A 19940-nucleotide genomic window follows, 5' to 3' on the forward strand; every position below is an offset into this window, starting at 1 on the left:
TTCCGTTTATGCGCCGCGTTGCAGCAGCATGGACTTGATATGCCCGATCGCACGCGTCGGGTTCAAGCCTTTAGGACATACACTGACACAATTCATAATGCTATGGCAGCGGAAAACACTAAAAGCGTCGTCCAGATCATCTAAACGTTCTTGCGTTTCCGTGTCACGGCTGTCGATCAGGAAGCGATACGCCGCCAACAGACCGGCAGGCCCGATGAACTTGTCCGGGTTCCACCAGAACGATGGGCAAGAGGTCGAGCAGCAGGCGCACAGAATGCACTCGTACAGACCGTCCAGCTTGGCGCGCTGCTCCGGCGACTGCAGGTGCTCGCGCGCCGGCGGGTTCTTGCCGTCGTTCAGCAGGTATGGCTTGATCTTTTCATACTGGGTATAGAACTGGCCCATATCCACCACCAGATCGCGCACCACCGGCAGGCCCGGCAGCGGACGGATCACGATCTTGGCGTTGCCTTTACGCAGCGACGAAATCGGGGTGATGCACGCCAGGCCGTTTTTACCGTTCATGTTCAGGCCATCGGAACCGCACACGCCTTCACGGCATGAGCGACGGAACGACAGGGTCGGGTCTTTTTCTTTCAGCTGGATCAACGCATCCAGCAGCATCATGTCGCGACCTTCTTCCGCTTCCAGGGTGTAATCCTGCATGTGCGGGGCGTCGTCGACATCCGGGTTGTAGCGATAAATGGAAAATTCGAGTTTCATCTGTCGATCTCCGCAATTAGTAAGAACGCACTTTCGGCGGGAATGCCGGGCGCAGCTTCGGTTGCATGTTCACTTCACGACGCGTCATGCTTTCCGATTGCGGCAGATACAGCGAATGGCACAGCCAGTTGGCGTCATCGCGTTCCGGGTAGTCGAAGCGGCTGTGTGCGCCACGGCTCTCGGTACGGAAGTTGGCCGACACGGCGGTGGAATACGCGGTCTCCATCAGGTTATCCAACTCCAGGCATTCGATGCGCTGGGTGTTGAACTCGCTGGAGGTATCGTCCAGGCGTGCGTTCTTCAGACGTTCACGGATCACTTTCAGTTCTTCCAGGCCCTTGGCCATCGCATCGCCTTCGCGGAATACCGAGAAGTTGTGCTGCATGCAAGACTGCAGCGCTTTGCGAATTTCGACCGGGTCTTCGCCGGAACGGGTGTTGTTCCAACGGTTCAGACGGTCCAGCGAGGCTTCCACGTCGGAGTCGCTGGCGTCACGGCTCACGCCCTGCTCTTCCAGCGATTCCTGCAGGTGCATGCCGGCGGAACGGCCGAACACCACCAGGTCGAGCAGCGAGTTGCCGCCCAAGCGGTTGGCGCCGTGCACCGATACGCAGGCGATTTCGCCCACGGCGAACAGCCCCGGGATCACCACGTCTTCGCCTTTCTCGTTCACGGTCAGCGCCTGGCCGGTCACTTTGGTCGGAATGCCGCCCATCATATAGTGACAGGTTGGGATAACCGGGATCGGCTCTTTCACCGGATCGACGTGCGCGAAGGTGCGCGACAGTTCCAGGATGCCCGGCAGACGGGATTCCAGCACCTCTTTACCCAGGTGATCCAGCTTCAGCTTGGCATGCGGGCCCCAAGGACCGTCGCAGCCGCGGCCTTCGCGGATTTCGATCATGATCGAACGGGCAACCACGTCGCGGCCCGCCAGATCTTTGGCGTTCGGCGCATAACGCTCCATGAAGCGCTCGCCGTGTTTGTTCAGCAGGTAACCGCCTTCGCCGCGGCAGCCTTCGGTCACCAGCACGCCCGCGCCGGCGATGCCGGTCGGGTGGAACTGCCACATTTCCATGTCCTGCACCGGTACGCCGGCGCGCAGCGCCATGCCGACACCGTCGCCGGTGTTGATGTGGGCGTTGGTGGTGGACTGGTAAATACGGCCTGCGCCGCCGGTCGCCAGCACGGTGGCCTTGGCTTTGAAGTAAACCACTTCACCGGTTTCGATGCAGATAGCCGTGGTGCCGACCACCGCGCCGTCCTGGTTTTTCACCAGATCAAGCGCATACCACTCGGAGAAGATGGTGGTGTGGTTTTTCAGGTTCTGTTGGTACAGGGTGTGCAGCAGCGCGTGGCCGGTACGGTCGGCTGCGGCTGCGGTACGCGCCGCCTGCTCGCCGCCGAAGTTCAGCGACTGGCCGCCGAACGGGCGCTGATAGATGCGGCCGTCGTCCAGACGAGAGAACGGCAGGCCCATGTGTTCCAGTTCCAGAATCGCTTCCGGGCCGGTTTTACACATATATTCGATGGCGTCCTGGTCACCGATATAGTCGGACCCTTTCACCGTGTCGTACATATGCCATTCCCAGTTGTCCTCGTGGCTGTTGCCCAGCGCGACGGTGATGCCGCCCTGTGCGGACACGGTATGGGAACGGGTCGGGAAAACTTTGGACAGCAGGGCACAGGTCGAGCCCGCTTGGGAAATTTGCAGCGCGGCACGCATGCCCGCACCGCCGGCGCCGATTACGACGGCATCAAACTCTCTGACTGGCAGTTTCATTTAAGCACCCCACACTACGATTGTTCCGTACAGTAAATAGACCAGCAACGCGACCACGACAGCCAGCTGCAACACCAGGCGAACCGCCAGCGGCTTGACGTAGTCCGTCAGCACCTGCCACAGCCCGATCCAGGCGTGCACCAGAATCGACAGCAAGGTCAGCAGAGTGAACACTTTCGTAATGGAAGTGGCGAAGAAACCGCGCCAGATGTCATAAGTGAGTTCCGGAGCCGTGACGAAAAAGCCCAGGATATACAGGACGTACAGGGTGATGATGATCGCGGAAGCACGCAGCAGCAGCCAATCGTGCACGCCGTTGCGCCCTAATGCAGAAACGTTGTTTACCATACGAGGACTCCAGCCAGAACTGACAGCACGACGGTCAGACCGATCGCCACCTGGGCGGAACGGGTACCGGCGGCCAAACTCTCTTCGATGTAGCCAAAATCCATTAACAAGTGACGGATGCCACCGCAAATGTGATAGGCCAGCGCCGTGAGGATGCCCCAGAATATGAATTTGACGATGAAGCTATTCATGATGGCGGCCGCCTGCAGGAACCCCTCTTGGGAAGAGAGTGACAGGCCCAGCAGCCAGAGGAGGATACCCACGGCAACGAAGGTAATTACGCCAGAGACTCGGTGTAAGATAGACGCTATCGCAGTTACGGGGAACCGGATCGTTTGCAGATCCAAGTTGACAGGTCGTTGTTTTTTCACGTATTTGCCCACACAGCTCTTATTATTTTCCTTCCTCCGGGCCTGGGCGGGGATCAGACAGCGTTAAGAGCCTAAAACCCTTACACGTCACGCGCTCAAACATCAACATCCTCTGTGCTCAAACGGCGCGCATTTATAACGCTGGGTGCTCCTACTTCAGGGTAATCCGGAGACCTGGCGGCAGTATAGGAGGATCACATTCTGATTACAATTCTCATACAACCGCTTTGATAACATTTCCCCCGAACAGTGATTCAGATCACGGATTTCACAATTAGTGCAAAATTAATTATCTGATTTGACAAGAGATCAACATTTCCATTACATATAGGGGCACAAACGGTCCTATGATGCGCTACGGGTCAGCAGATACACTTCCCCCCGGGTTCGAGTTATGCAACAGTGTATTTGGCGAACCTATCCCAATAGCCGTTGTTTCCCGCTCGATTTTGCCGGCGTCAAAAAGCAAAGAAAGCAAATAAAAACAGTTTATTGGGATAGGTTCACATCTCTTCGAACAGCTCATAGGTAAGATTAACAGACTATAACGAATTACTATGAATCGTTAACAACTGGTCACCCGTCTCGTTCGCCTGGTCAGCACTCTGTACCCTACCCGCGCACAGTTGCGCAGTCGCTCACAGAGTTAGCGTCCGCACCATTTTTTTGCGGGCAACCTGCAGAGATTTAAGGTATTTCAGTTGTTAGTGGTTTTTAAAATAAGGCGCTAAGGAGACAGTAAATGACTGATAAGAAAGCGACGCTAACCATTAACGACAGCGAAGCTCCGATCGAACTGGGCGTATTGACACCGACACTGGGCCCTGATGTCCTCGATGTCCGCGCTCTGGGTTCCAAAGGTTATTTCACATTTGATCCCGGCTTTACCTCCACCGCTTCTTGCGAATCCAAGATTACCTTCATCGACGGCGACAAAGGCGTGCTGCTGCACCGCGGCTTCCCTATCGAGCAGCTGGCGAAAGAGTCTTCCTACCTGGAAGTGTGCTACATCCTGCTGTACGGCGAGACCCCAACGCCGGAAGAGTTCGAGACCTTCAAGACGACCGTAACCCGCCACACCATGATCCACGACCAGATCACCCATCTGTTCCGTGGTTTCCGTCGCGACTCGCACCCGATGGCGGTGCTGTGCGGCGTGACCGGCGCGCTGGCGGCGTTCTACCACGATGCGCTGGACGTCAACAACGAGCGTCACCGTGAAATCACCGCGTTCCGTCTGCTGTCCAAAATGCCGACCGTGGCCGCGATGTGCTACAAATACTCCCTGGGCCAGCCGTTCGTTTACCCGCGCAACGATCTGTCCTATGCCGGCAACTTCCTGCACATGATGTTCGCCACCCCGTGCGAAGAATACGTGGTGAACCCGGTGCTGGAACGCGCCATGGATCGCATCCTGATCCTGCACGCCGACCATGAGCAGAACGCCTCTACCTCAACCGTGCGCACCGCCGGCTCTTCCGGCGCCAACCCGTTCGCCTGCATCGCGGCCGGCATCGCCTCCCTGTGGGGACCGGCGCACGGCGGCGCCAACGAAGCGGCGCTGAAAATGCTGGAAGAGATCAAGACCGTCGAGCACATTCCGGAATTCATCAAGCGCGCCAAGGACAAGAACGACTCCTTCCGCCTGATGGGCTTCGGCCACCGCGTGTACAAGAACTACGATCCGCGCGCTACCGTGATGCGCGAAACCTGTCACGAAGTGCTGAAAGAGCTGAACAAGAAAGACGACAACCTGCTGCAGGTCGCGATGGAGCTGGAACACATCGCGCTGAACGACCCGTACTTCATCGAGAAGAAACTGTACCCAAACGTCGACTTCTACTCCGGCATCATCCTGAAGGCGATGGGCATTCCTTCTTCCATGTTCACCGTGATCTTCGCCATCGCACGCACCATCGGCTGGATCGCCCACTGGAACGAAATGCACGACGAAGGCATCAAAATTGCCCGTCCGCGCCAGCTGTACACCGGCTATGCCGAGCGTGATTTCAAATCCCAGCTGAAAAACAAGTAAGCCGCTTTCCCGGCTGAAACCGCACAGCGCCGCCCCTTCGGGCGGCGTTTTTTTTAGCTATTTCTGGCAGCCCGGGCACCAATAAAACGGCCGCGACGACAGCTCGGTGCGCACGATCATCCCACCACAACGTTCGCAGGGCTCGCCGCTGCGATGAAATACCTTGAAGCGAAACAGCGCGCCGTGATGACGGTTGTCATCCGCCTGCCCACGCGTCTGGTAGGAAAGGCGCGGCACTGCCAGCAATGCCTCCGCCAGGTGGCGCAGCGCCTCTGGCATCAGATCCTGCGGTTTGTGCTGCGGCGCCAGTTCGGCCTGCCACAGGATTTCGGCGCGCAGATAATTGCCCAATCCGGCGAGAAACGCCTGGTCGAGCAGCATGCCGCCCAGCTGCCTGCGGCGAAAACGCGGCGTCAGCAACCGCTCCGCCACATCATCTACCGTCAGCGACATGTCCAACACGTCAGGGCCGATGCGTTGCAAAAACGGGTGTTGTTCTATTTCCTCGCGCGGCCCGACGGTAATGTCGGAAGCGCTGTAGAGCAATATCGCGCTGCGGGCGGTTTCCAGCCGCACCCGCAGATCGCGCTTGGTCTCCGGCGTCTCCCCGGCCGCCGCCACTTTCCACACGCCGTACAACTGGTTGTGGCTGTACATCGTCAGCCCATTGGAGAAATGGGTCAGCAGCGCCTTGCCGCGCGCCTCGATAGCGACGATGCGCTCGCCGAGCAGACGCTGACGGTAGTGTTTCAGCTGGGGAAAAGCGAAATCGACGGCGGTCAGTGGCTGATCGATCACCGCCGCCGCCAGTTTGTCCGCCGCCCGGCGAATCTCCGGTCCTTCCGGCATAGACCACTCCTTGCGTAGGCCCGGCGCAGCCCGGTGCGCCGGGGATTATCTTGATTAATGCGTCGCGCCGCCCACCACTTTCAGGTCGTGTTCCACCTGCAAAGCGATGGAAACGGCCAGCTCCAGAGCAAACAACACCGTCGAAGCCGCCATGCTCGGCGCACCAGGGTGCGCCGCCGCCTGTTCCGGCAGGTACGGGATATGAATAAACCCGCCCTTGACCTCGCGCTGGCCGCTCAAACGGTGCAGCAGCCCATACATGACATGGTTGCACACGTAGGTGCCGGCAGTCTGCGAAACGGCGGCCGGAATGCCGGCCTCGCGCATCGAACTGACCATCGCCTTGATCGGTAAGGTGCTGAAATAAGCCGCCGGGCCGCCGGCGACGATCGGCTCGTCCACCGGCTGCTGCCCCTGATTGTCGGGGATACGCGCATCGTCGACGTTGATCGCCACCCGCTCAATCGTGATATCGGTGCGGCCGCCGGCCTGGCCGATAGCCAACACCATCACCGGCTGCACCTCGTCGATCGCCGCATTGAGCGCCTCCAGCGCCGCGCCGAACACGCACGGCAGCTGGCGCGCCACGATGCGTGTGCCGACCAGCTCCATATCATTGAGCTGCTTCACCACTTCCCAGGAGGGGTTAAGGCGCTCGCCGCCAAACGGCTCAAAGCCGGTAATCAATACGTTTTGCATCCTTACTCCTACAGGAACATCAGGAAATACAGCAGGAACACGTTAACCAACAGCAGCAGCACGCCAGTCGGCACCTGCGCCTTGATCACCGCATTCTTGTCCGGCAGCTCCAGCAGCGCCGCCGGCACGATGTTGAAGTTCGCCGCCATCGGCGTCATCAGGGTGCCGCAATAGCCGGAGAACATGCCGATCGCCGCCATCACCGCCGGGTTGCCGCCGTGCTGCAACACCAGGATTGGAATGCCGATGCCGGCGGTAACGATCGGGAAAGCGGCGAAGGCGTTGCCCATCACCATGGTCAGCACCGCCATACCGATAGCGTAGACCGCCACGGCGATAAAGCGGTTATCGACCGCCAGATACTCCTGGGTCAAATGCGAGATCGCGGTGCCAACGCCGGCGACGGTAAACAGCAGACCCAGCGTGGCGAGGATCTGCGGCAGAATGAACGCCCAGCCGATCGAATCCAGCAGGCGCCGCGCTTCCTGCACCGGCTGCAACGCCTTCTCATGGGTCATTTTCACCGCGATCGCCAGGCCAATCAGGCAGCCGACGGTCATCGAGAACAGCGTGATCAGCGTCGCGTGGTTACCGCTGCCGAACACCGCGCTTTGCAACGCCGGAATGTTGTTGAACAGCAGCACGCCGATCACCGTCACCACCGGGATCGCCAGTGCGGGGATAAACAGCTTGTTGCCCAAACGCTTGGCGCTGGCCTCGCGCTCCTGCGGCGTTCGCTGATGATAGCTGCCGAGGCGCACGCCGCCGAAGCCGGCAATCAGGGCCATCACCACCACTACCCCGCCAACGATGATGTGCAGCATGCGTTTCTCGTTACTGCCCTCGCCCAGTACGTCGCCCAGCAGCCGGTAAGTCCAGTCGCCGACCAGGAATACCAGGCCGTACAACCCCCAAAACAGCCCGGTGGTGATGCGGCGTGGGTTCGCGCGATCGCGGAAGGACATCACCGCCACAATCAGCAGCACCGCGCCGGCCAGCCAGTAGAGATATTGTTGCTGGAAGTTCATCGTGCCTCCCCCTTCACCTGCAGCGCCGCCTGATTAAGCTGCGCCAGCTCGGCGCTCAGCTGTTTATCCATCCGATACAGCCGGAACGCGTGGATCAGGAAAGCGAAAATCGCGGTCGGAATGCCCCACAGCGCGATATGCAGCGGCTCGGTCTGGATACCGCCCGATTCCAGCATAAAGTTGTGCATGAAGATGATCGCACCGAAGGCCACGAAGATATCTTCGCCGAAGAACAGCCCGACGTTGTCGGTCGCGGCCGACATGGCGCGCAGGCGGTGGCGGGTACGCTCCGGCAGCTCACCGTAGCGGTTTTCCGTTGCCCCTTCCGCCATCGGCGCCAGCAGCGGCCGCACCATCTGCGGATGCCCGCCCAGGCTGGTCAGCCCCATCGCCGCGGTAATCTCGCGCACGAACAGGTACACGATCAGCAAACGGCCGGCGGTGGCGCTTTTGATCTTGGCGATCCACGCCTGCGCACGCTCTTTCAGCCCGTGGCGCTCCAGCAGGCCGATCACCGCCAGCGGCAGCAGCAGGATCAGAGGCAGGTTACGGGTGTTGAGAAAGCCCTCGCCGAGCTTTTCCAGAATGACGTCCAGCGGCATCAGCGCCGCCAAACCGGTGATGATGCCGGCGGCGATCACCACCAGCACCGGGTTGAAACGCAATACAAACCCGACCACGATGGCGGCGATGCCGATCAGTGGCCAGAGATTCACGGCCTGTTCCATAGTCTTCCCTCGATATTTTCTAATAGTTTTTTGCTTGTGATGTTGTGTCTTGCTTTATTGCTTTTACTGCTCCGCGCTGACGCGGATGCCCTGCTGAACAAAACTGTCCCGCAGCTTGCGCGCATACGCCAGCGCATGCTCGCCGTCCCCGTGCAGGCAGACGGTTTCCGCCTGAACGGCGGCCCAGACGCCATCCACGCTGCGCACCCGGTGGTGGCGCACCATCTCCAGGGTTTGCGCCAGCGCGTGTTCGTCGTCCTCGATAAGCGCCCCCGGCAAACCGCGCGGCACCAGCGTGCCGTCGGCCTGATAGCCGCGATCGGCGAACACCTCTTGCCGAGTGGTCAGGCCGAGTTTTTCCCCGGCGCGGATCAGTTCGCTGCCGGCCAGCCCCACCAGCCGCAACGCCGGATCGACCGCCTGCACCGCCCGGGCGATCGCTTCCGCCAGCGCCGGTTCAACCGCCGCCTGGTTATACAGCATGCCGTGCGGCTTGACGTGCACCATCACCCCACCCTCGGCGCGGGCGATGGCCGCCAGCGCCCCGAGCTGATACACCACCTGCGCGTACACCGTTTCCGGCGGCAGCTGCATGCGGGTGCGGCCGAAGTTCTCCCGATCGGGAAAACTCGGGTGGGCGCCGATCGCCACGCCGTACTGCAATGCCCAGCGCACCGATTGACGCATGGTCTGCGCATCGCCGGCGTGGAAGCCGCAGGCGATGTTGGCCGAACTCACCAATTGCAACAGCGCCTGATCGTTGGCGCAGCCTTCACCGAGATCGGCGTTCAAATCAACGATCATGTAACCCCCAGGCAATCTGTCGAAGGAAGAGATCCTGCTCGGCTTTGGCGCGCTGCGCCTCCGTCAGTGAGCAGAGAACGAAGTGGATCGGTTCGCCGAGACGGATCTGCGCCAAGTGGTAGAGATCGGCTTCGATCACGCAGGCGATACGCGGGTAACCGCCGGTGGTTTGCGCATCGGCCATCAGCACGATCGGCTGGCCGTTGTGCGGCACCTGCACCACGCCGGGCAGCAGGCCGTGCGACAGCATCTCGCGGTCGGTGGTGCGCTCCAGTGGCGTACCGCCGTGCAAGCGGTAGCCCATGCGGTTGCTCTGCGGGCTGAGCTGCCAGGCGGTGCGCCAAAACGTATCCTGCGCCTCTTCGCTGAATTCGGCGTACTCCGGCCCCGGCAGCGCGCGGATGCGGTTGGTGAACAGCAGCTGTTTCACGCCGCAGCGATGTTGCGGTTGAGCGGCAGATTTGCCCAGCGGCAGCCGATCGCCGTCTTTCAGATTACGGCCTTCGTGGCCGCCAAAGGCGGCTTTCATGTCGGTGCTGCACGAGCCCAGCATTTCCGGCACGGCGATACCGCCCGAGATCGCCAGGTAGCTGCGCATGCCGCGTTTCGGCGTGCCCAACGCCAGCCGCTGCCCCTTTTTCACCGGGTAGCGCCAGCCGGTCCACAGCGGCTTGCCGTCCAGCTGCGCGTCGCAGCCGGCGCCGGTCAGGGCGATCCAGGCAGAGCGGGTAAACTCGGCGCTGAACTGACCGAGGGTGATCTCCAGCCCGGCGGCCTCAGGCGCATTGCCCACCAGCAGGTTGGCGATCTTCAGCGCCGGTTGATCCAGCGCCCCGCCGGTGCTGATGCCCAGGCGGCGGAATCCCTCGCGGCCCAAATCCTGCACCGTGGTATAGATGCCGGCACGCAGAATAATCAGCATACGCCCTCCTTCTGCGGCACGAAGCGCACGTTATCGCCCGGGCGTAGCAGCGTCGGCGGCATTTCATGCGGATTGAACAGCGCCAGCGGCGTGCGGCCAATCAGTTGCCAGCCGCCGGGCGTCACCAGCGGATAGATGCCGGTCTGGCCGCCGCCGATGCCGACGGAGCCGGCCGCCACCGCCAGACGCGGCTCAGCGCGGCGCGGCGTCGCCAGTTGTTCCGGCATGCCGCCCAAATAGGAGAAGCCCGGCTGAAAACCGAGGAAATAGACCACGTAGGCCGCCGCCGCGTGGCATTCCACCACCTGCCGCGGCGTCATGCCGGTATGGCGCGCCACGTCATCCAGATCGGGGCCTTGCTCCCCGCCGTAGACCACCGGAATATCCACCTGGCGCGATTCCGGCGTCAGGCTCTCTTTGCTTTCCCAACCTTGCTGCAGCAATGCGAGCATCGCTTCGGCGTCGGCCTGCGGCGTATGCAGCAACAGCGTCAGGTTATTCATCCCCGGCACCACTTCCCGCACGTCGGGGTGGTGATTCAGCTTTTCCGCCAGCGCCCAGATGCGCTGCTGGCTCGGTAAGGTCACCGGCGGCGACAGTTCAAGCACTACCGCTCTCTCACCCAACAGGTAATAACGTGCTTGTTGCACCCTTATTCTCCTTATTATTATCGCGATGAAAAACACACCAGTTATGCGTGACGCGGCCCCGGCTGTCAATAGAACGCAACCATAAGGAAAATAAGGAAATAGCGCGATAAAAGGATTCAGCCGGCGCACAGGCCGGGCTGGATCCGGGGAAGAAAAAAATCAGGCGGGATTCGGGATATCGATAAAGGTCACATCAAAGCCGTGGTGCTGGGCCAGCCAGTCCCCCAACGCTTTCACGCCGCCGCGCTCGGTGGCGTGGTGACCGGCGGCGAAGAAATGTACGCCCATTTCGCGCGCGCTGTGAATGGTCTGCTCAGACACTTCACCGCTGATGAACGCATCGACGCCGAAACGCGCCGCGCTGTCGATAAAGCCCTGACCGCCGCCGGTGCACCAGGCCACCCGGCGAATGTGCTCAGGCGCGTTATCACCGCAGTGCAGCACCGCGCGCCCCAGCCGATTTTCGATACGCTGCTGCAGCGCTTCGCCGGTCAGCGGCTGTTCAAATTCGCCGTGCGGCACCAGCGGCTCAACGTCGCCAATCACCCGAATGCCCAGCGCCTGCGCCAGCTGCGCGTTGTTGCCCAGCACCGGATGCGCGTCCAGCGGCAGGTGGTAGCCGTACAGGTTGATATCGTGGGTCAGCAGCGTTTTCAGGCGATTGCGCTTCATGCCGCGCACCGCCGGCGCCTCGTTTTTCCAGAAATAGCCGTGGTGCACGATAATCGCGTCGGCCTGATGCGCCACCGCGGCGTCCAGCAGCGCCTGACAGGCGGTGACGCCGGTCACGATGCGCTGCACGTGTGGGCGGCCTTCTACCTGCAATCCGTTGGGGGCGTAGTCCTGAAACGCCGCGGCGTTCAGTTCCGTGTTGATCAGTTGTTCCAGATCGAGGTTACGCATTCTCTTCTCTCTTCATAGTCAAAATGTCTGCCGGTCGCCCTGCGCCATCAGGATGAATTTCACGCCCAGATCGTTGCCCTGCGCCAGCTGTTGCGCAATGGTGGCGCGCGTGTCTTCGCCCTGCTTCAGGCTGGGCTTGATGTGGCTGATCACCACCGGCAAACCGTTCAGCGAGCCATCGCCGCCGCTGTACTGCGTCAGGTTCTTCAGCTCCTTCAGCAGCCAGGCCGGCGTCAAATGGCCGTACAAATGTTTATCCTCCACCCCGTTGGGGTACGAGGTTTCGATAATCATACCTTTGAGCTTTTTCTGCTCGACAAGCGGCCCCAGCGTGCGCCAGACGGTATCGAGATCGCGTGACTGCTCCACCTTATCCGGCCCGGTATCGCCGAAGTAGGCAAAGAACTCGCTGCCGTTGGAAATCAGCAGCATCGACGACGGGTAGCGATCGTGGCTGAGCGGGTACATCACGCCGGTCAACCCGGTCAGGCCGAGGGTAAACCGCTGCTGCGGCCGCACCGTTTGCAGCCGGTAGGTGCCCAACCGCGAGCCGTTACCGGCGTCGGTAAAGTTCGGCCAGGCCTTCCAGTTGAAGTAGTGATTACGCAGGGTCAGCACGGTGTCCGCCTGGGCGTAAACGGTTTTTTTATTGTCCTCGGGCGAGCCGACGATCAGCCCCGCCACGTGGTCCAGATGGCCGTGGCTGATAAAGTAACTGCCGATCAACTGCCGGAACACATAGCCCTGCGGCGTGTATGGCGCGGCCAGCTCGGGCGTCACCTGCGGGAAGCTGCCCCTCTCCAGCCCTTTGGCGATGCCCGGCAGCAGTGAACCGGCGTCCAGCGCCACATACTGCGGCTGATTGTCGCTGCGGATCAGGTAGGAAGTCAGGTTGCCGTCGCTGACGCCGCCGTCGACGCCCAGCGCCACCACGTCAAAGCCGGCGATCGCCAGCGCGGAATAGCCGCTCAGACACAGGGCCAGCACCTTTTTCATCATTACGTCGCTCCTTGCAGTTGCCTCAAGACTCTCCCCGTTTTGCCGCCTCGAACGCCGCCAGCGTCTCTACACGCGCTTGCTTGTGATCGACGATCGGCAGCGGATAGTTCAGCGGGCATCGCTGCTTTTCCGCCCAGCGATGGGGATGATGGATGTCATTGTCGGGCACATCCGCCAGTTCCGGCAACCATTTACGGATAAAAGTGCCTTGTGGATCAAAACGTTCACCCTGGGTGGTCGGGTTGAAGATGCGGAAATACGGCGCGGCGTCGGTGCCGGTGGAGGCCGCCCACTGCCAGCCGCCGTTGTTGGCCGCCAGATCCCCGTCCAGCAATTGCGACATGAAATAGCGCTCCCCGGCGCGCCAGTCGATCAGCAGATCTTTCACCAGAAAACTGGCGCTGATCATGCGCAGCCGGTTGTGCATCCAGCCGGTGGCATTCAGTTGGCGCATGGCGGCATCGACGATCGGATAGCCGGTTTCGCCCCGCTGCCAGGCCTGCAGCTTCGCCGCGTCATCGCACCAGCTCACCTTGTCCGTCCAGGCGATAAACGGCCGATGGCGACACAGCTCGGGATAGGCCACCAGCAGATGGCGGTAGAACTCGCGCCAAATCAGCTCGTTCAGCCAGGCGAAAGCGCCGCTCTCGCGATCTTCCAGCAGCTGCGGGCATTCGGCGCGCAGGCGGTTGAAGCACTGGCGCGGCGACAGCGCACCGATCGCCAGATAGGGCGACAGGCTGCTGGTGCCGGCGAGGGCGGGCAGATCGCGCTGCCGGAGGTAATCCTGCACCTGCTCGCGGCAAAAGGCGCGCAGCCGCTGCAGCGCGACCTCCTCACCGGCGGGATAGCCATCCCCGATGTCTGCCGTGGGATAATCAAACGCCGCCGGCATCTCAGGCATGGGTAACGCGCCACCGGCGCGGGTCTGCGGCGCCGGCAGGCAGCTCACGTCGGACTCGGTCAGGCGCTGAAGAAAGGCGTTGCGAAACGGCGTATAGACCTTGTACATCTCGCCGCCGCCGGTGAGCACGCTGCCCGGTGGCAACAGCAGGCTGTCATCGAAACCGTGGCACCTCACCCGCTCGCTCAACCGCTGTTCCAGCCGCACATCGCGCCGCCGTTCGTTCAGTTCGTACTGGCGATTGTAAAACAGCGCATCCACCTGCTCCCGCTCGCAATAGTCCGCCAGCCAGTCGATCGACGCGGCAAAGTCCGCACAGGCATGGCAATGCAGCGCAATGCCCTTTTGCGCCAGCGCCTGCTGCACCGCCTCCAGGCTGGCGTGGATCAGCGCCGCCTGTCGCGGCGCCATCTCATGTTGCCGCCACTGCTGCGGCGTGGCGATAAACACCGCCAGCACCCGGGCTTCGGGATCGCTGCAGGCGGCGTGCAGGGCTTTGTTGTCGGTGATACGCAGATCGTTACGCAACCAGACCAGATGCGTGGTCATAAAACTCCTTGTCAATCAATGGCCGTAACGCAAACGCAGCGCCTCCGGGTAAGGTTCGAAATAGCGTTGTTCCGCCAGATAGCGATCGGGGTATTCCGCCATGTAATGCTTGAGCAGCGCGATCGGTGCCAGCAGCGGCTGCATGCCCTGCCGGTAGCGGTCGATCAGGTGCGCCAGCTCCTGGCGCTGCGTCGCGCTGAGCTGACGGCGGAAATAGCCCTGCACGTGCATCAACACGTTGGTGTGGTTGCGCCGCGTCGCCTTGTGCGCCAACAGCGCCATCAGGCGGCTGCGGTATTCCACGGCGAAGGCCTCCAGCGAGTCCCAGCGGTGAATATCGGCGACGAAGCGCCCCAGCTCGCGATACGCCGGCTGCGAATGCGCCAGCAGCGACAGCTTGTAGCGGCTGTGAAACGCGATCAGCCCGCCGCGGGTCAGCCCCTGACGCCACAGCATGTTCAGCTCGTACAGCGCGTATACCCGTTCAATGAAGTTTTCCCGCAGTGCCGCGTCCTGCAATCGTCCGTCTTCTTCCACCGGCAGCCACGGCATCTGGCGCAGCAGTTCGGCGGTAAACAGCCCGACGCCGTTTTTACGCGAGTCCTTGCCGTTTTCGCTGTAGACCCGCACCCGCTCCAGGCCGCAGCTCGGTGACTTGGCGCAGACGATGTACCCGCAAAGATGCTGCAAGGCCGCCACGCGCTGCGCGGAGAAGCCGCGCATCTCCTCGGTCAGATCCACGCCGGCGTCGTTGCTGTAGCGCATCGCTGGCCACGGCTGCGCCTGTTTCACCAGGCGCAGCGCCGGGCGCGGCGTAGGCAGCCCGATCGCCATTTCCGGGCAAACGGGCTCAAAGCGCACATAGGGCGCCAACTGTTCCACCGCAAAGGCCAGCCGCTTGTGGCCGCCGTCGAAACGCACCGTCTCGCCCAGTAAACAGGCGCTGATGCCGATAGGGATCTTGTCGCTCATACCGCTCTCCCGTGTTGTTGGCCGATGAGGAAAGTGTAGAAGAATGGCTTGCCGAATACGACCTTGCGCTTGATAGGGGCGGCCAAAGGCATAAAAAAACCCCCGCCGCAGGGCGAGGGTTTTTTCGTGAATCGGCAGCGACTCAGTAGAAATCGCAGGACGCCAGTTCCGCCTGCTGCAGCCAGACCGGCTTATCGCTGGTTTTTGACCAGACGCGGTGCAGGTAGCTGTAAAAACGCCCGCGATCGCTGCGGAACAGCATCACCGGCAGGGCCAAAATGCCCGCGATAACCACTGCGCTGCGGCGCAGGAGAATCCGATGCAGTGAATAAGCGTGATAGGTAGTAGACATGCGAACCTCCTTAAAAACGCCTGCCGTTGATTTGTCAGGGAAAACGGCGTCGGCGTATCAAATGAACAATCGGTAATTTGGTAACTGAGCAAAATTTTAGCGCACTTGATGAAAGTTTACTACTCATCCGACCACTAAATCGCACAAAAAATCGCTAATCGCCGCAACGATTCGTAATTTTGTTACAACCAGGTTAATTTTTAACTTACCATGGGTTACATTGTGGTTATTATCCGGTTCGTTATTTCCCGCTTACGTGCGTCCTCCCTGCCCCATCGGGGGCAACCTCGCCACCGCCCTGATGGTTGAAATGCTGAATTTCCGCTGAAATTTCAGCCATTTTTATACTTTTTTTACACCCGCCCGCGCGATTTTTTCATCTTCTTTCTACCCCGCTCCCTACACTGCCTCTATCAAAAACAACACCTCTGGAGGTGTCCCGTGAGTTTCAGCGTTATTGGTGGTGCGCTGTTGGTTCTGCTGCTGTTGGCCTATTTGGTCTACGCCCTGTTTAACGCGGAGGATTTCTGATGGCGGCTTCAGCCTTTTTACTGATCGCCAGCTTCCTGCTGGTGCTTCTGCTGCTGGCCCGGCCGCTGGGCGGCTTTATGGCGCGCCTGATCGAAGGTGAGCCGCTGCCTGCGCTGCGCGGGGTGGAAGCCGGCGTCTGGCGCGCCTGCGGCATCCGCGCCACCGAGATGAACTGGTGGCAGTACGCGCTGGCAATCCTGGCGTTCAACCTGCTCGGCCTGGCGTTGCTGTTCGCCCTGCTGATGACGCAGGGCTCGCTGCCGCTCAACCCGCAAGGCTTCCCGGGCCTCTCCTGGGATCTGGCGCTCAACACCGCCGTCAGCTTCGTCACCAACACCAACTGGCAGGCCTACAGCGGCGAAAGCGCCCTCAGCTATTTCAGCCAGATGGCCGGGCTGGCGGTGCAGAACTTCGTCTCCGCCTCCACCGGCATCGCCGTGGCCTTTGCGCTGATCCGCGCCTTTACCCGCCGCGCCGGCAAGACCGTCGGCAACGCCTGGGCCGATCTGTTCCGCATCACGCTGTATGTGCTGCTGCCGATCGCGCTGCTGATCGCCCTGTTCTTCGTCAGCCAGGGCACGCTGCAAAACTTCCTGCCTTACCTGCACGTCACCACGCTTGAAGGCGCGCAGCAAACGCTGCCGATGGGGCCAGTGGCCTCGCAGGAAGCGATCAAAATGCTCGGCACCAACGGCGGCGGCTTCTTCGGCGCCAACTCGGCGCACCCGTTCGAGAACCCAACCGTGCTGACCAACTTCGTGCAGATGCTGGCCATCTTCCTGATCCCCTGCGCGCTGTGCTTCTCCTTCGGGCAGTTGGCCGGTGAAAACCGCCAGGGCCACGCGCTGATCTGGGCGATGGCGCTGATCTTCGTGGTGGCGGTGGTGGTGGTGATGGTCGCCGAGCTGGCGGGCAACCCGCACCTGAGCGCGCTGGGCGCCGACAGCAACATCAATATGGAAGGCAAAGAGTCACGCTTCGGCATTCTCGCCACCAGCCTGTTCTCGGTGGTGACCACCGCCGCGTCCTGCGGGGCGGTCAACGCCATGCACGACTCCTTCACCGCGCTGGGCGGCATGGTGCCGATGTGGCTGATGCAGATCGGTGAGGTGGTGTTCGGCGGCGTCGGCTCCGGCCTGTACGGCATGCTGCTGTTCGTGCTGCTGACCGTATTTATCGCCGGCCTGATGATCGGCCGCACCCCGGAATATCTGGGCAAGAAAATCGACGTTTACGACATGAAGATGACCGCGCTGGCGATCCTGGTCACGCCGACGCTGGTGTTGCTGGGCAGCGCGCTGGCCATCGGCACCGACGCGGGCCGCGCCGGCATCCTCAACCCGGGCGCCCACGGCTTCAGCGAAGTGCTGTACGCCCTGTCCTCCGCCGCCAACAACAACGGCAGCGCCTTCGCCGGGTTGAGCGTCAATACGCCGTTCTACAACCTGCTGCTGGCCTTCGCCATGTTTGTCGGCCGCTTCGGGGTGATCCTGCCGGTGCTGGCGATCGCCGGTTCGCTGAGCGCCAAACAACGCCAGCCGGCGGGCAACGGCACCCTGCCGACCTATGGGCCGCTGTTTATCGGCCTGCTGATCGGCACCGTATTGCTGGTGGGCGCACTGACCTTCGTGCCGGCGCTGGCGCTGGGCCCGGTGGCCGAGCATTTGCAGCTTTGGTTGGCAAACTAACCGACGTCACAGAGAGAGAATAAGAGATGACTCGCAAACAACGCGCGCTGTTTGAACCCGCCCTGGTGCGCACCGCGCTGATCGATGCGGTGAAAAAACTGGATCCTCGCGTTCAATGGCGCAACCCGGTGATGTTCGTGGTGTATATCGGCAGCATTCTGACCACCGCCATCTGGCTGGCGATCCTCACCGGCCAAACCGACGGCGCCGCCGCCTTTACCGGCAGCGTCGCCCTGTGGTTATGGTTCACCGTGCTGTTCGCCAACTTCGCTGAGGCGCTGGCCGAAGGCCGCAGCAAAGCCCAGGCGGAAAGCCTGAGGGGCACCAAGAAAACCAGCTGGGCGAAAAAGCTGGCCGGCCCGCGCCGCGACGGCGCCACGGAGAAAGTGGCCGCCGAAAGCCTGCGCAAAGGCGATATCGTACTGGTGGAAGCCGGCGATACCGTCCCGTGCGACGGCGAAGTGCTGGAAGGCGGCGCCTCGGTAGATGAAAGCGCCATCACCGGCGAATCCGCCCCGGTGATCCGCGAATCCGGCGGCGACTTCTCCTCGGTCACCGGCGGCACCCGCGTGCTGTCCGACTGGCTGGTGGTACAGTGCAGCGTCAACCCGGGGGAAACCTTCCTCGATCGCATGATCGCCATGGTGGAAGGCGCCAAGCGCCGCAAAACGCCGAACGAGATCGCGCTGACCATCCTGCTGGTGGCGCTGACCATCGTGTTCGTCCTGGCCACCGCCACCCTGTTCCCGTTCTCGCAATACAGCGTGGAAGCAGCCGGCAGCGGCAGCGTGGTCACCATCACCGTGCTGGTCGCATTGCTGGTTTGCCTGATCCCCACCACCATCGGTGGCCTGCTGTCCGCCATCGGCGTGGCCGGGATGAGCCGCATGCTCGGCGCCAACGTGATCGCCACCAGCGGCCGCGCGGTGGAAGCCGCCGGCGACGTGGACGTGCTGCTGCTGGATAAAACCGGCACCATCACGCTGGGCAACCGCCAGGCTTCGGAGTTCCTGCCGGCGCCGGGCGTGAAAGAGCAAGAACTGGCGGACGCCGCGCAGCTGGCCTCGCTGGCGGACGAAACGCCGGAAGGCCGCAGCATCGTGGTGTTGGCCAAACAGCGCTTCAACCTGCGCGAACGCGATCTGCAGGCGCTGAACGCCACCTTCGTGCCCTTCTCCGCCCAGACCCGCATGAGCGGCGTCAACGTGCAGGAGCGCATGATCCGCAAAGGCGCAGTGGATGCCATTCGCCGTCACGTCGAATCCAATCAGGGGCACTTCCCGCGGGCGGTGGACGATCTGGTGGAAAGCGTGGCGCGCACCGGCGGCACGCCGCTGGTGGTGGCGGAAGGCGCCCGGGTGCTGGGGGTGGTGGCGTTGAAGGATATCGTCAAGGGCGGCATCAAAGAACGCTTCAATGAGCTGCGCAAGATGGGCATCAAAACGGTGATGATCACCGGCGATAACCCGCTGACCGCGGCGGCGATCGCCGCCGAAGCCGGGGTGGACGACTTCCTGTCGGAAGCCACGCCGGAAGCCAAGCTGGCGCTGATCCGTCAGTACCAGGCGGAAGGCCGCCTGGTGGCGATGACCGGCGACGGCACCAACGACGCCCCGGCGCTGGCGCAGGCCGATGTGGCGGTGGCAATGAACTCCGGCACCCAAGCCGCCAAAGAGGCGGGCAACATGGTCGATTTGGATTCCAACCCGACCAAGCTGATCGAAGTGGTACACATCGGCAAACAGATGCTGATGACGCGCGGCTCGCTGACCACCTTCAGCATCGCCAACGACGTGGCCAAATACTTCGCCATTATTCCGGCGGCGTTCGCGGCCACCTATCCGCAGCTGAACGCGCTGAACGTGATGCACCTGCACTCCCCGGCCTCCGCCATCATGTCGGCGGTGATCTTCAACGCCCTGGTGATCGTGTTCCTGATCCCGCTGGCGTTGAAAGGGGTGAGTTACAAACCGATGAGCGCCGCGGCCTTGCTGCGCCGCAACCTGTGGCTGTACGGGGTCGGCGGCCTGCTGGTGCCGTTCGTCGGCATCAAACTGATCGACCTGATCCTGGTCGCGCTGCACGTCGCCGGTTAACCATTG

The 19940-nt window shown here is 61.7% G+C and carries 20 protein-coding genes; 4 read left to right on the top strand and 16 right to left on the bottom strand.

All coding sequences use genetic code 11. The features are described 5' to 3' along the window. Nucleotides 1–6: 6 nt before the first annotated feature. From FUU19_RS08820 to sdhC, 4 genes are read right to left on the bottom strand one after another with little or no spacing between them, the layout of a single operon-like run. Complete coding sequence (locus FUU19_RS08820; RefSeq protein ID WP_195880106.1) at nucleotides 7–723, bottom strand: succinate dehydrogenase iron-sulfur subunit; 717 nt, start codon at nucleotides 721–723, stop codon at nucleotides 7–9. A 16-nt stretch (nucleotides 724–739) separates the two neighbouring features. Beyond that, nucleotides 740–2506 (bottom strand): succinate dehydrogenase flavoprotein subunit, encoded by a 1767-nt coding sequence (sdhA, locus tag FUU19_RS08825; RefSeq protein WP_015376974.1) that lies wholly within the window; start codon nucleotides 2504–2506, stop codon nucleotides 740–742. Next, complete coding sequence (gene sdhD / locus FUU19_RS08830) at nucleotides 2507–2854, bottom strand: succinate dehydrogenase membrane anchor subunit (protein WP_004939891.1); 348 nt, start codon at nucleotides 2852–2854, stop codon at nucleotides 2507–2509. It lies immediately after the preceding gene. Continuing rightward, complete coding sequence (gene sdhC / locus FUU19_RS08835; RefSeq protein ID WP_004939893.1) at nucleotides 2848–3237, bottom strand: succinate dehydrogenase cytochrome b556 subunit; 390 nt, start codon at nucleotides 3235–3237, stop codon at nucleotides 2848–2850. Before sdhC ends, sdhD begins: the two co-directional genes overlap by 7 nt. Before the next feature lie 730 nt (nucleotides 3238–3967). Here sdhC and FUU19_RS08840 point away from each other — a divergent pair. Beyond that, nucleotides 3968–5260 carry a citrate synthase gene (locus FUU19_RS08840; RefSeq protein ID WP_016928730.1) on the top strand — a complete coding sequence of 431 codons (1293 nt, stop codon included), beginning with the start codon at nucleotides 3968–3970 and terminating at the stop codon, nucleotides 5258–5260. A 57-nt stretch (nucleotides 5261–5317) separates the two neighbouring features. Here the strand turns inward: FUU19_RS08840 and nei are convergent, their stop codons facing one another. The 12 genes from nei to FUU19_RS08900 all read right to left on the bottom strand — a co-directional run bounded on the left by nei (nucleotide 5318) and on the right by FUU19_RS08900 (nucleotide 15619). Beyond that, on the bottom strand, nucleotides 5318–6109 hold the full coding sequence (gene nei, locus FUU19_RS08845) for an endonuclease VIII (protein WP_230490121.1): 792 nt from the start codon (nucleotides 6107–6109) through the stop codon (nucleotides 5318–5320). 54 nt (nucleotides 6110–6163) lie between these two features. Next, a complete protein-coding gene (gene pcp / locus FUU19_RS08850) occupies nucleotides 6164–6808 on the bottom strand; it encodes a pyroglutamyl-peptidase I (RefSeq protein WP_141970371.1) in 645 nt (214 codons plus the stop codon). An 8-nt stretch (nucleotides 6809–6816) separates the two neighbouring features. Continuing rightward, the gene (locus FUU19_RS08855) at nucleotides 6817–7836 is read right to left on the bottom strand and encodes a DUF979 domain-containing protein (protein ID WP_048794597.1); all 1020 of its coding nucleotides are present in this window, start codon (nucleotides 7834–7836) and stop codon (nucleotides 6817–6819) included. Beyond that, nucleotides 7833–8564, bottom strand: a complete 732-nt coding sequence (locus FUU19_RS08860; protein WP_142109416.1) for a DUF969 domain-containing protein — start codon at nucleotides 8562–8564, stop codon at nucleotides 7833–7835. The genes FUU19_RS08855 and FUU19_RS08860 overlap by 4 nt, the downstream gene beginning before the upstream one ends. Before the next feature lie 63 nt (nucleotides 8565–8627). Continuing rightward, the gene (pxpA, locus tag FUU19_RS08865; RefSeq protein WP_197833010.1) at nucleotides 8628–9368 is read right to left on the bottom strand and encodes a 5-oxoprolinase subunit PxpA; all 741 of its coding nucleotides are present in this window, start codon (nucleotides 9366–9368) and stop codon (nucleotides 8628–8630) included. Continuing rightward, complete coding sequence (gene pxpC, locus FUU19_RS08870; RefSeq protein WP_230490120.1) at nucleotides 9358–10290, bottom strand: 5-oxoprolinase subunit PxpC; 933 nt, start codon at nucleotides 10288–10290, stop codon at nucleotides 9358–9360. The genes pxpA and pxpC overlap by 11 nt, the downstream gene beginning before the upstream one ends. After that, nucleotides 10284–10940 (bottom strand): 5-oxoprolinase subunit PxpB, encoded by a 657-nt coding sequence (pxpB, locus tag FUU19_RS08875; RefSeq protein WP_071845083.1) that lies wholly within the window; start codon nucleotides 10938–10940, stop codon nucleotides 10284–10286. Before pxpB ends, pxpC begins: the two co-directional genes overlap by 7 nt. Before the next feature lie 159 nt (nucleotides 10941–11099). Continuing rightward, nucleotides 11100–11843 carry a type 2 GTP cyclohydrolase I gene (locus FUU19_RS08880; protein ID WP_047568877.1) on the bottom strand — a complete coding sequence of 248 codons (744 nt, stop codon included), beginning with the start codon at nucleotides 11841–11843 and terminating at the stop codon, nucleotides 11100–11102. Between the two features lie 18 nt (nucleotides 11844–11861). Beyond that, nucleotides 11862–12842 (bottom strand): MBL fold metallo-hydrolase, encoded by a 981-nt coding sequence (locus tag FUU19_RS08885; protein WP_230490119.1) that lies wholly within the window; start codon nucleotides 12840–12842, stop codon nucleotides 11862–11864. 22 nt (nucleotides 12843–12864) lie between these two features. Then, nucleotides 12865–14295, bottom strand: a complete 1431-nt coding sequence (gene phrB / locus FUU19_RS08890) for a deoxyribodipyrimidine photo-lyase (protein WP_230490118.1) — start codon at nucleotides 14293–14295, stop codon at nucleotides 12865–12867. Nucleotides 14296–14310: 15 nt separating this feature from the next. Continuing rightward, entirely contained in the window at nucleotides 14311–15267 is a 957-nt protein-coding gene (locus FUU19_RS08895; protein WP_141970383.1) for a YbgA family protein, read from the bottom strand. Nucleotides 15268–15409: 142 nt separating this feature from the next. Then, nucleotides 15410–15619 carry a YbfA family protein gene (locus FUU19_RS08900; RefSeq protein WP_004939916.1) on the bottom strand — a complete coding sequence of 70 codons (210 nt, stop codon included), beginning with the start codon at nucleotides 15617–15619 and terminating at the stop codon, nucleotides 15410–15412. A 441-nt stretch (nucleotides 15620–16060) separates the two neighbouring features. On the opposite strand from FUU19_RS08900, the gene FUU19_RS24730 reads away from it, so the two are divergent. Genes FUU19_RS24730 through kdpB form a run of 3 tightly spaced genes read left to right on the top strand, consistent with a single transcriptional unit; the run spans nucleotide 16061 to nucleotide 19934 of the window. After that, nucleotides 16061–16150: a K(+)-transporting ATPase subunit F gene (locus tag FUU19_RS24730; protein WP_016928742.1), complete on the top strand. Its 90-nt coding sequence runs from the start codon at nucleotides 16061–16063 to the stop codon at nucleotides 16148–16150. After that, on the top strand, nucleotides 16150–17838 hold the full coding sequence (gene kdpA / locus FUU19_RS08910; RefSeq protein WP_043136574.1) for a potassium-transporting ATPase subunit KdpA: 1689 nt from the start codon (nucleotides 16150–16152) through the stop codon (nucleotides 17836–17838). Before FUU19_RS24730 ends, kdpA begins: the two co-directional genes overlap by 1 nt. A 26-nt stretch (nucleotides 17839–17864) precedes the next feature. Continuing rightward, entirely contained in the window at nucleotides 17865–19934 is a 2070-nt protein-coding gene (gene kdpB, locus FUU19_RS08915) for a potassium-transporting ATPase subunit KdpB (RefSeq protein WP_141970385.1), read from the top strand. The last annotated feature ends 6 nt before the right edge of the window (nucleotides 19935–19940 follow it).

Origin of the sequence: Serratia montpellierensis (assembly GCF_020858655.1) — a bacterium.
Taxonomy (GTDB): Bacteria; Pseudomonadota; Gammaproteobacteria; order Enterobacterales; family Enterobacteriaceae; genus Serratia; species Serratia montpellierensis.

Coding starts and splice junctions, on each gene's coding strand:
- kdpB (WP_141970385.1), top strand. CDS start 17,865: ATGACTCGCAAACAACGCGCGCTGTTTGAACCCGCCCTGGTGCGCACC.
- FUU19_RS08880 (WP_047568877.1), bottom strand. CDS start 11,843: ATGCGTAACCTCGATCTGGAACAACTGATCAACACGGAACTGAACGCC.
- pxpA (WP_197833010.1), bottom strand. CDS start 9,368: ATGATCGTTGATTTGAACGCCGATCTCGGTGAAGGCTGCGCCAACGAT.
- FUU19_RS08820 (WP_195880106.1), bottom strand. CDS start 723: ATGAAACTCGAATTTTCCATTTATCGCTACAACCCGGATGTCGACGAC.
- FUU19_RS08860 (WP_142109416.1), bottom strand. CDS start 8,564: ATGGAACAGGCCGTGAATCTCTGGCCACTGATCGGCATCGCCGCCATC.
- phrB (WP_230490118.1), bottom strand. CDS start 14,295: ATGACCACGCATCTGGTCTGGTTGCGTAACGATCTGCGTATCACCGAC.
- sdhA (WP_015376974.1), bottom strand. CDS start 2,506: ATGAAACTGCCAGTCAGAGAGTTTGATGCCGTCGTAATCGGCGCCGGC.
- FUU19_RS08855 (WP_048794597.1), bottom strand. CDS start 7,836: ATGAACTTCCAGCAACAATATCTCTACTGGCTGGCCGGCGCGGTGCTG.
- sdhD (WP_004939891.1), bottom strand. CDS start 2,854: ATGGTAAACAACGTTTCTGCATTAGGGCGCAACGGCGTGCACGATTGG.
- kdpA (WP_043136574.1), top strand. CDS start 16,150: ATGGCGGCTTCAGCCTTTTTACTGATCGCCAGCTTCCTGCTGGTGCTT.
- FUU19_RS08895 (WP_141970383.1), bottom strand. CDS start 15,267: ATGAGCGACAAGATCCCTATCGGCATCAGCGCCTGTTTACTGGGCGAG.
- pxpC (WP_230490120.1), bottom strand. CDS start 10,290: ATGCTGATTATTCTGCGTGCCGGCATCTATACCACGGTGCAGGATTTG.
- FUU19_RS08840 (WP_016928730.1), top strand. CDS start 3,968: ATGACTGATAAGAAAGCGACGCTAACCATTAACGACAGCGAAGCTCCG.
- FUU19_RS08900 (WP_004939916.1), bottom strand. CDS start 15,619: ATGTCTACTACCTATCACGCTTATTCACTGCATCGGATTCTCCTGCGC.
- nei (WP_230490121.1), bottom strand. CDS start 6,109: ATGCCGGAAGGACCGGAGATTCGCCGGGCGGCGGACAAACTGGCGGCG.
- pcp (WP_141970371.1), bottom strand. CDS start 6,808: ATGCAAAACGTATTGATTACCGGCTTTGAGCCGTTTGGCGGCGAGCGC.
- FUU19_RS08885 (WP_230490119.1), bottom strand. CDS start 12,842: ATGATGAAAAAGGTGCTGGCCCTGTGTCTGAGCGGCTATTCCGCGCTG.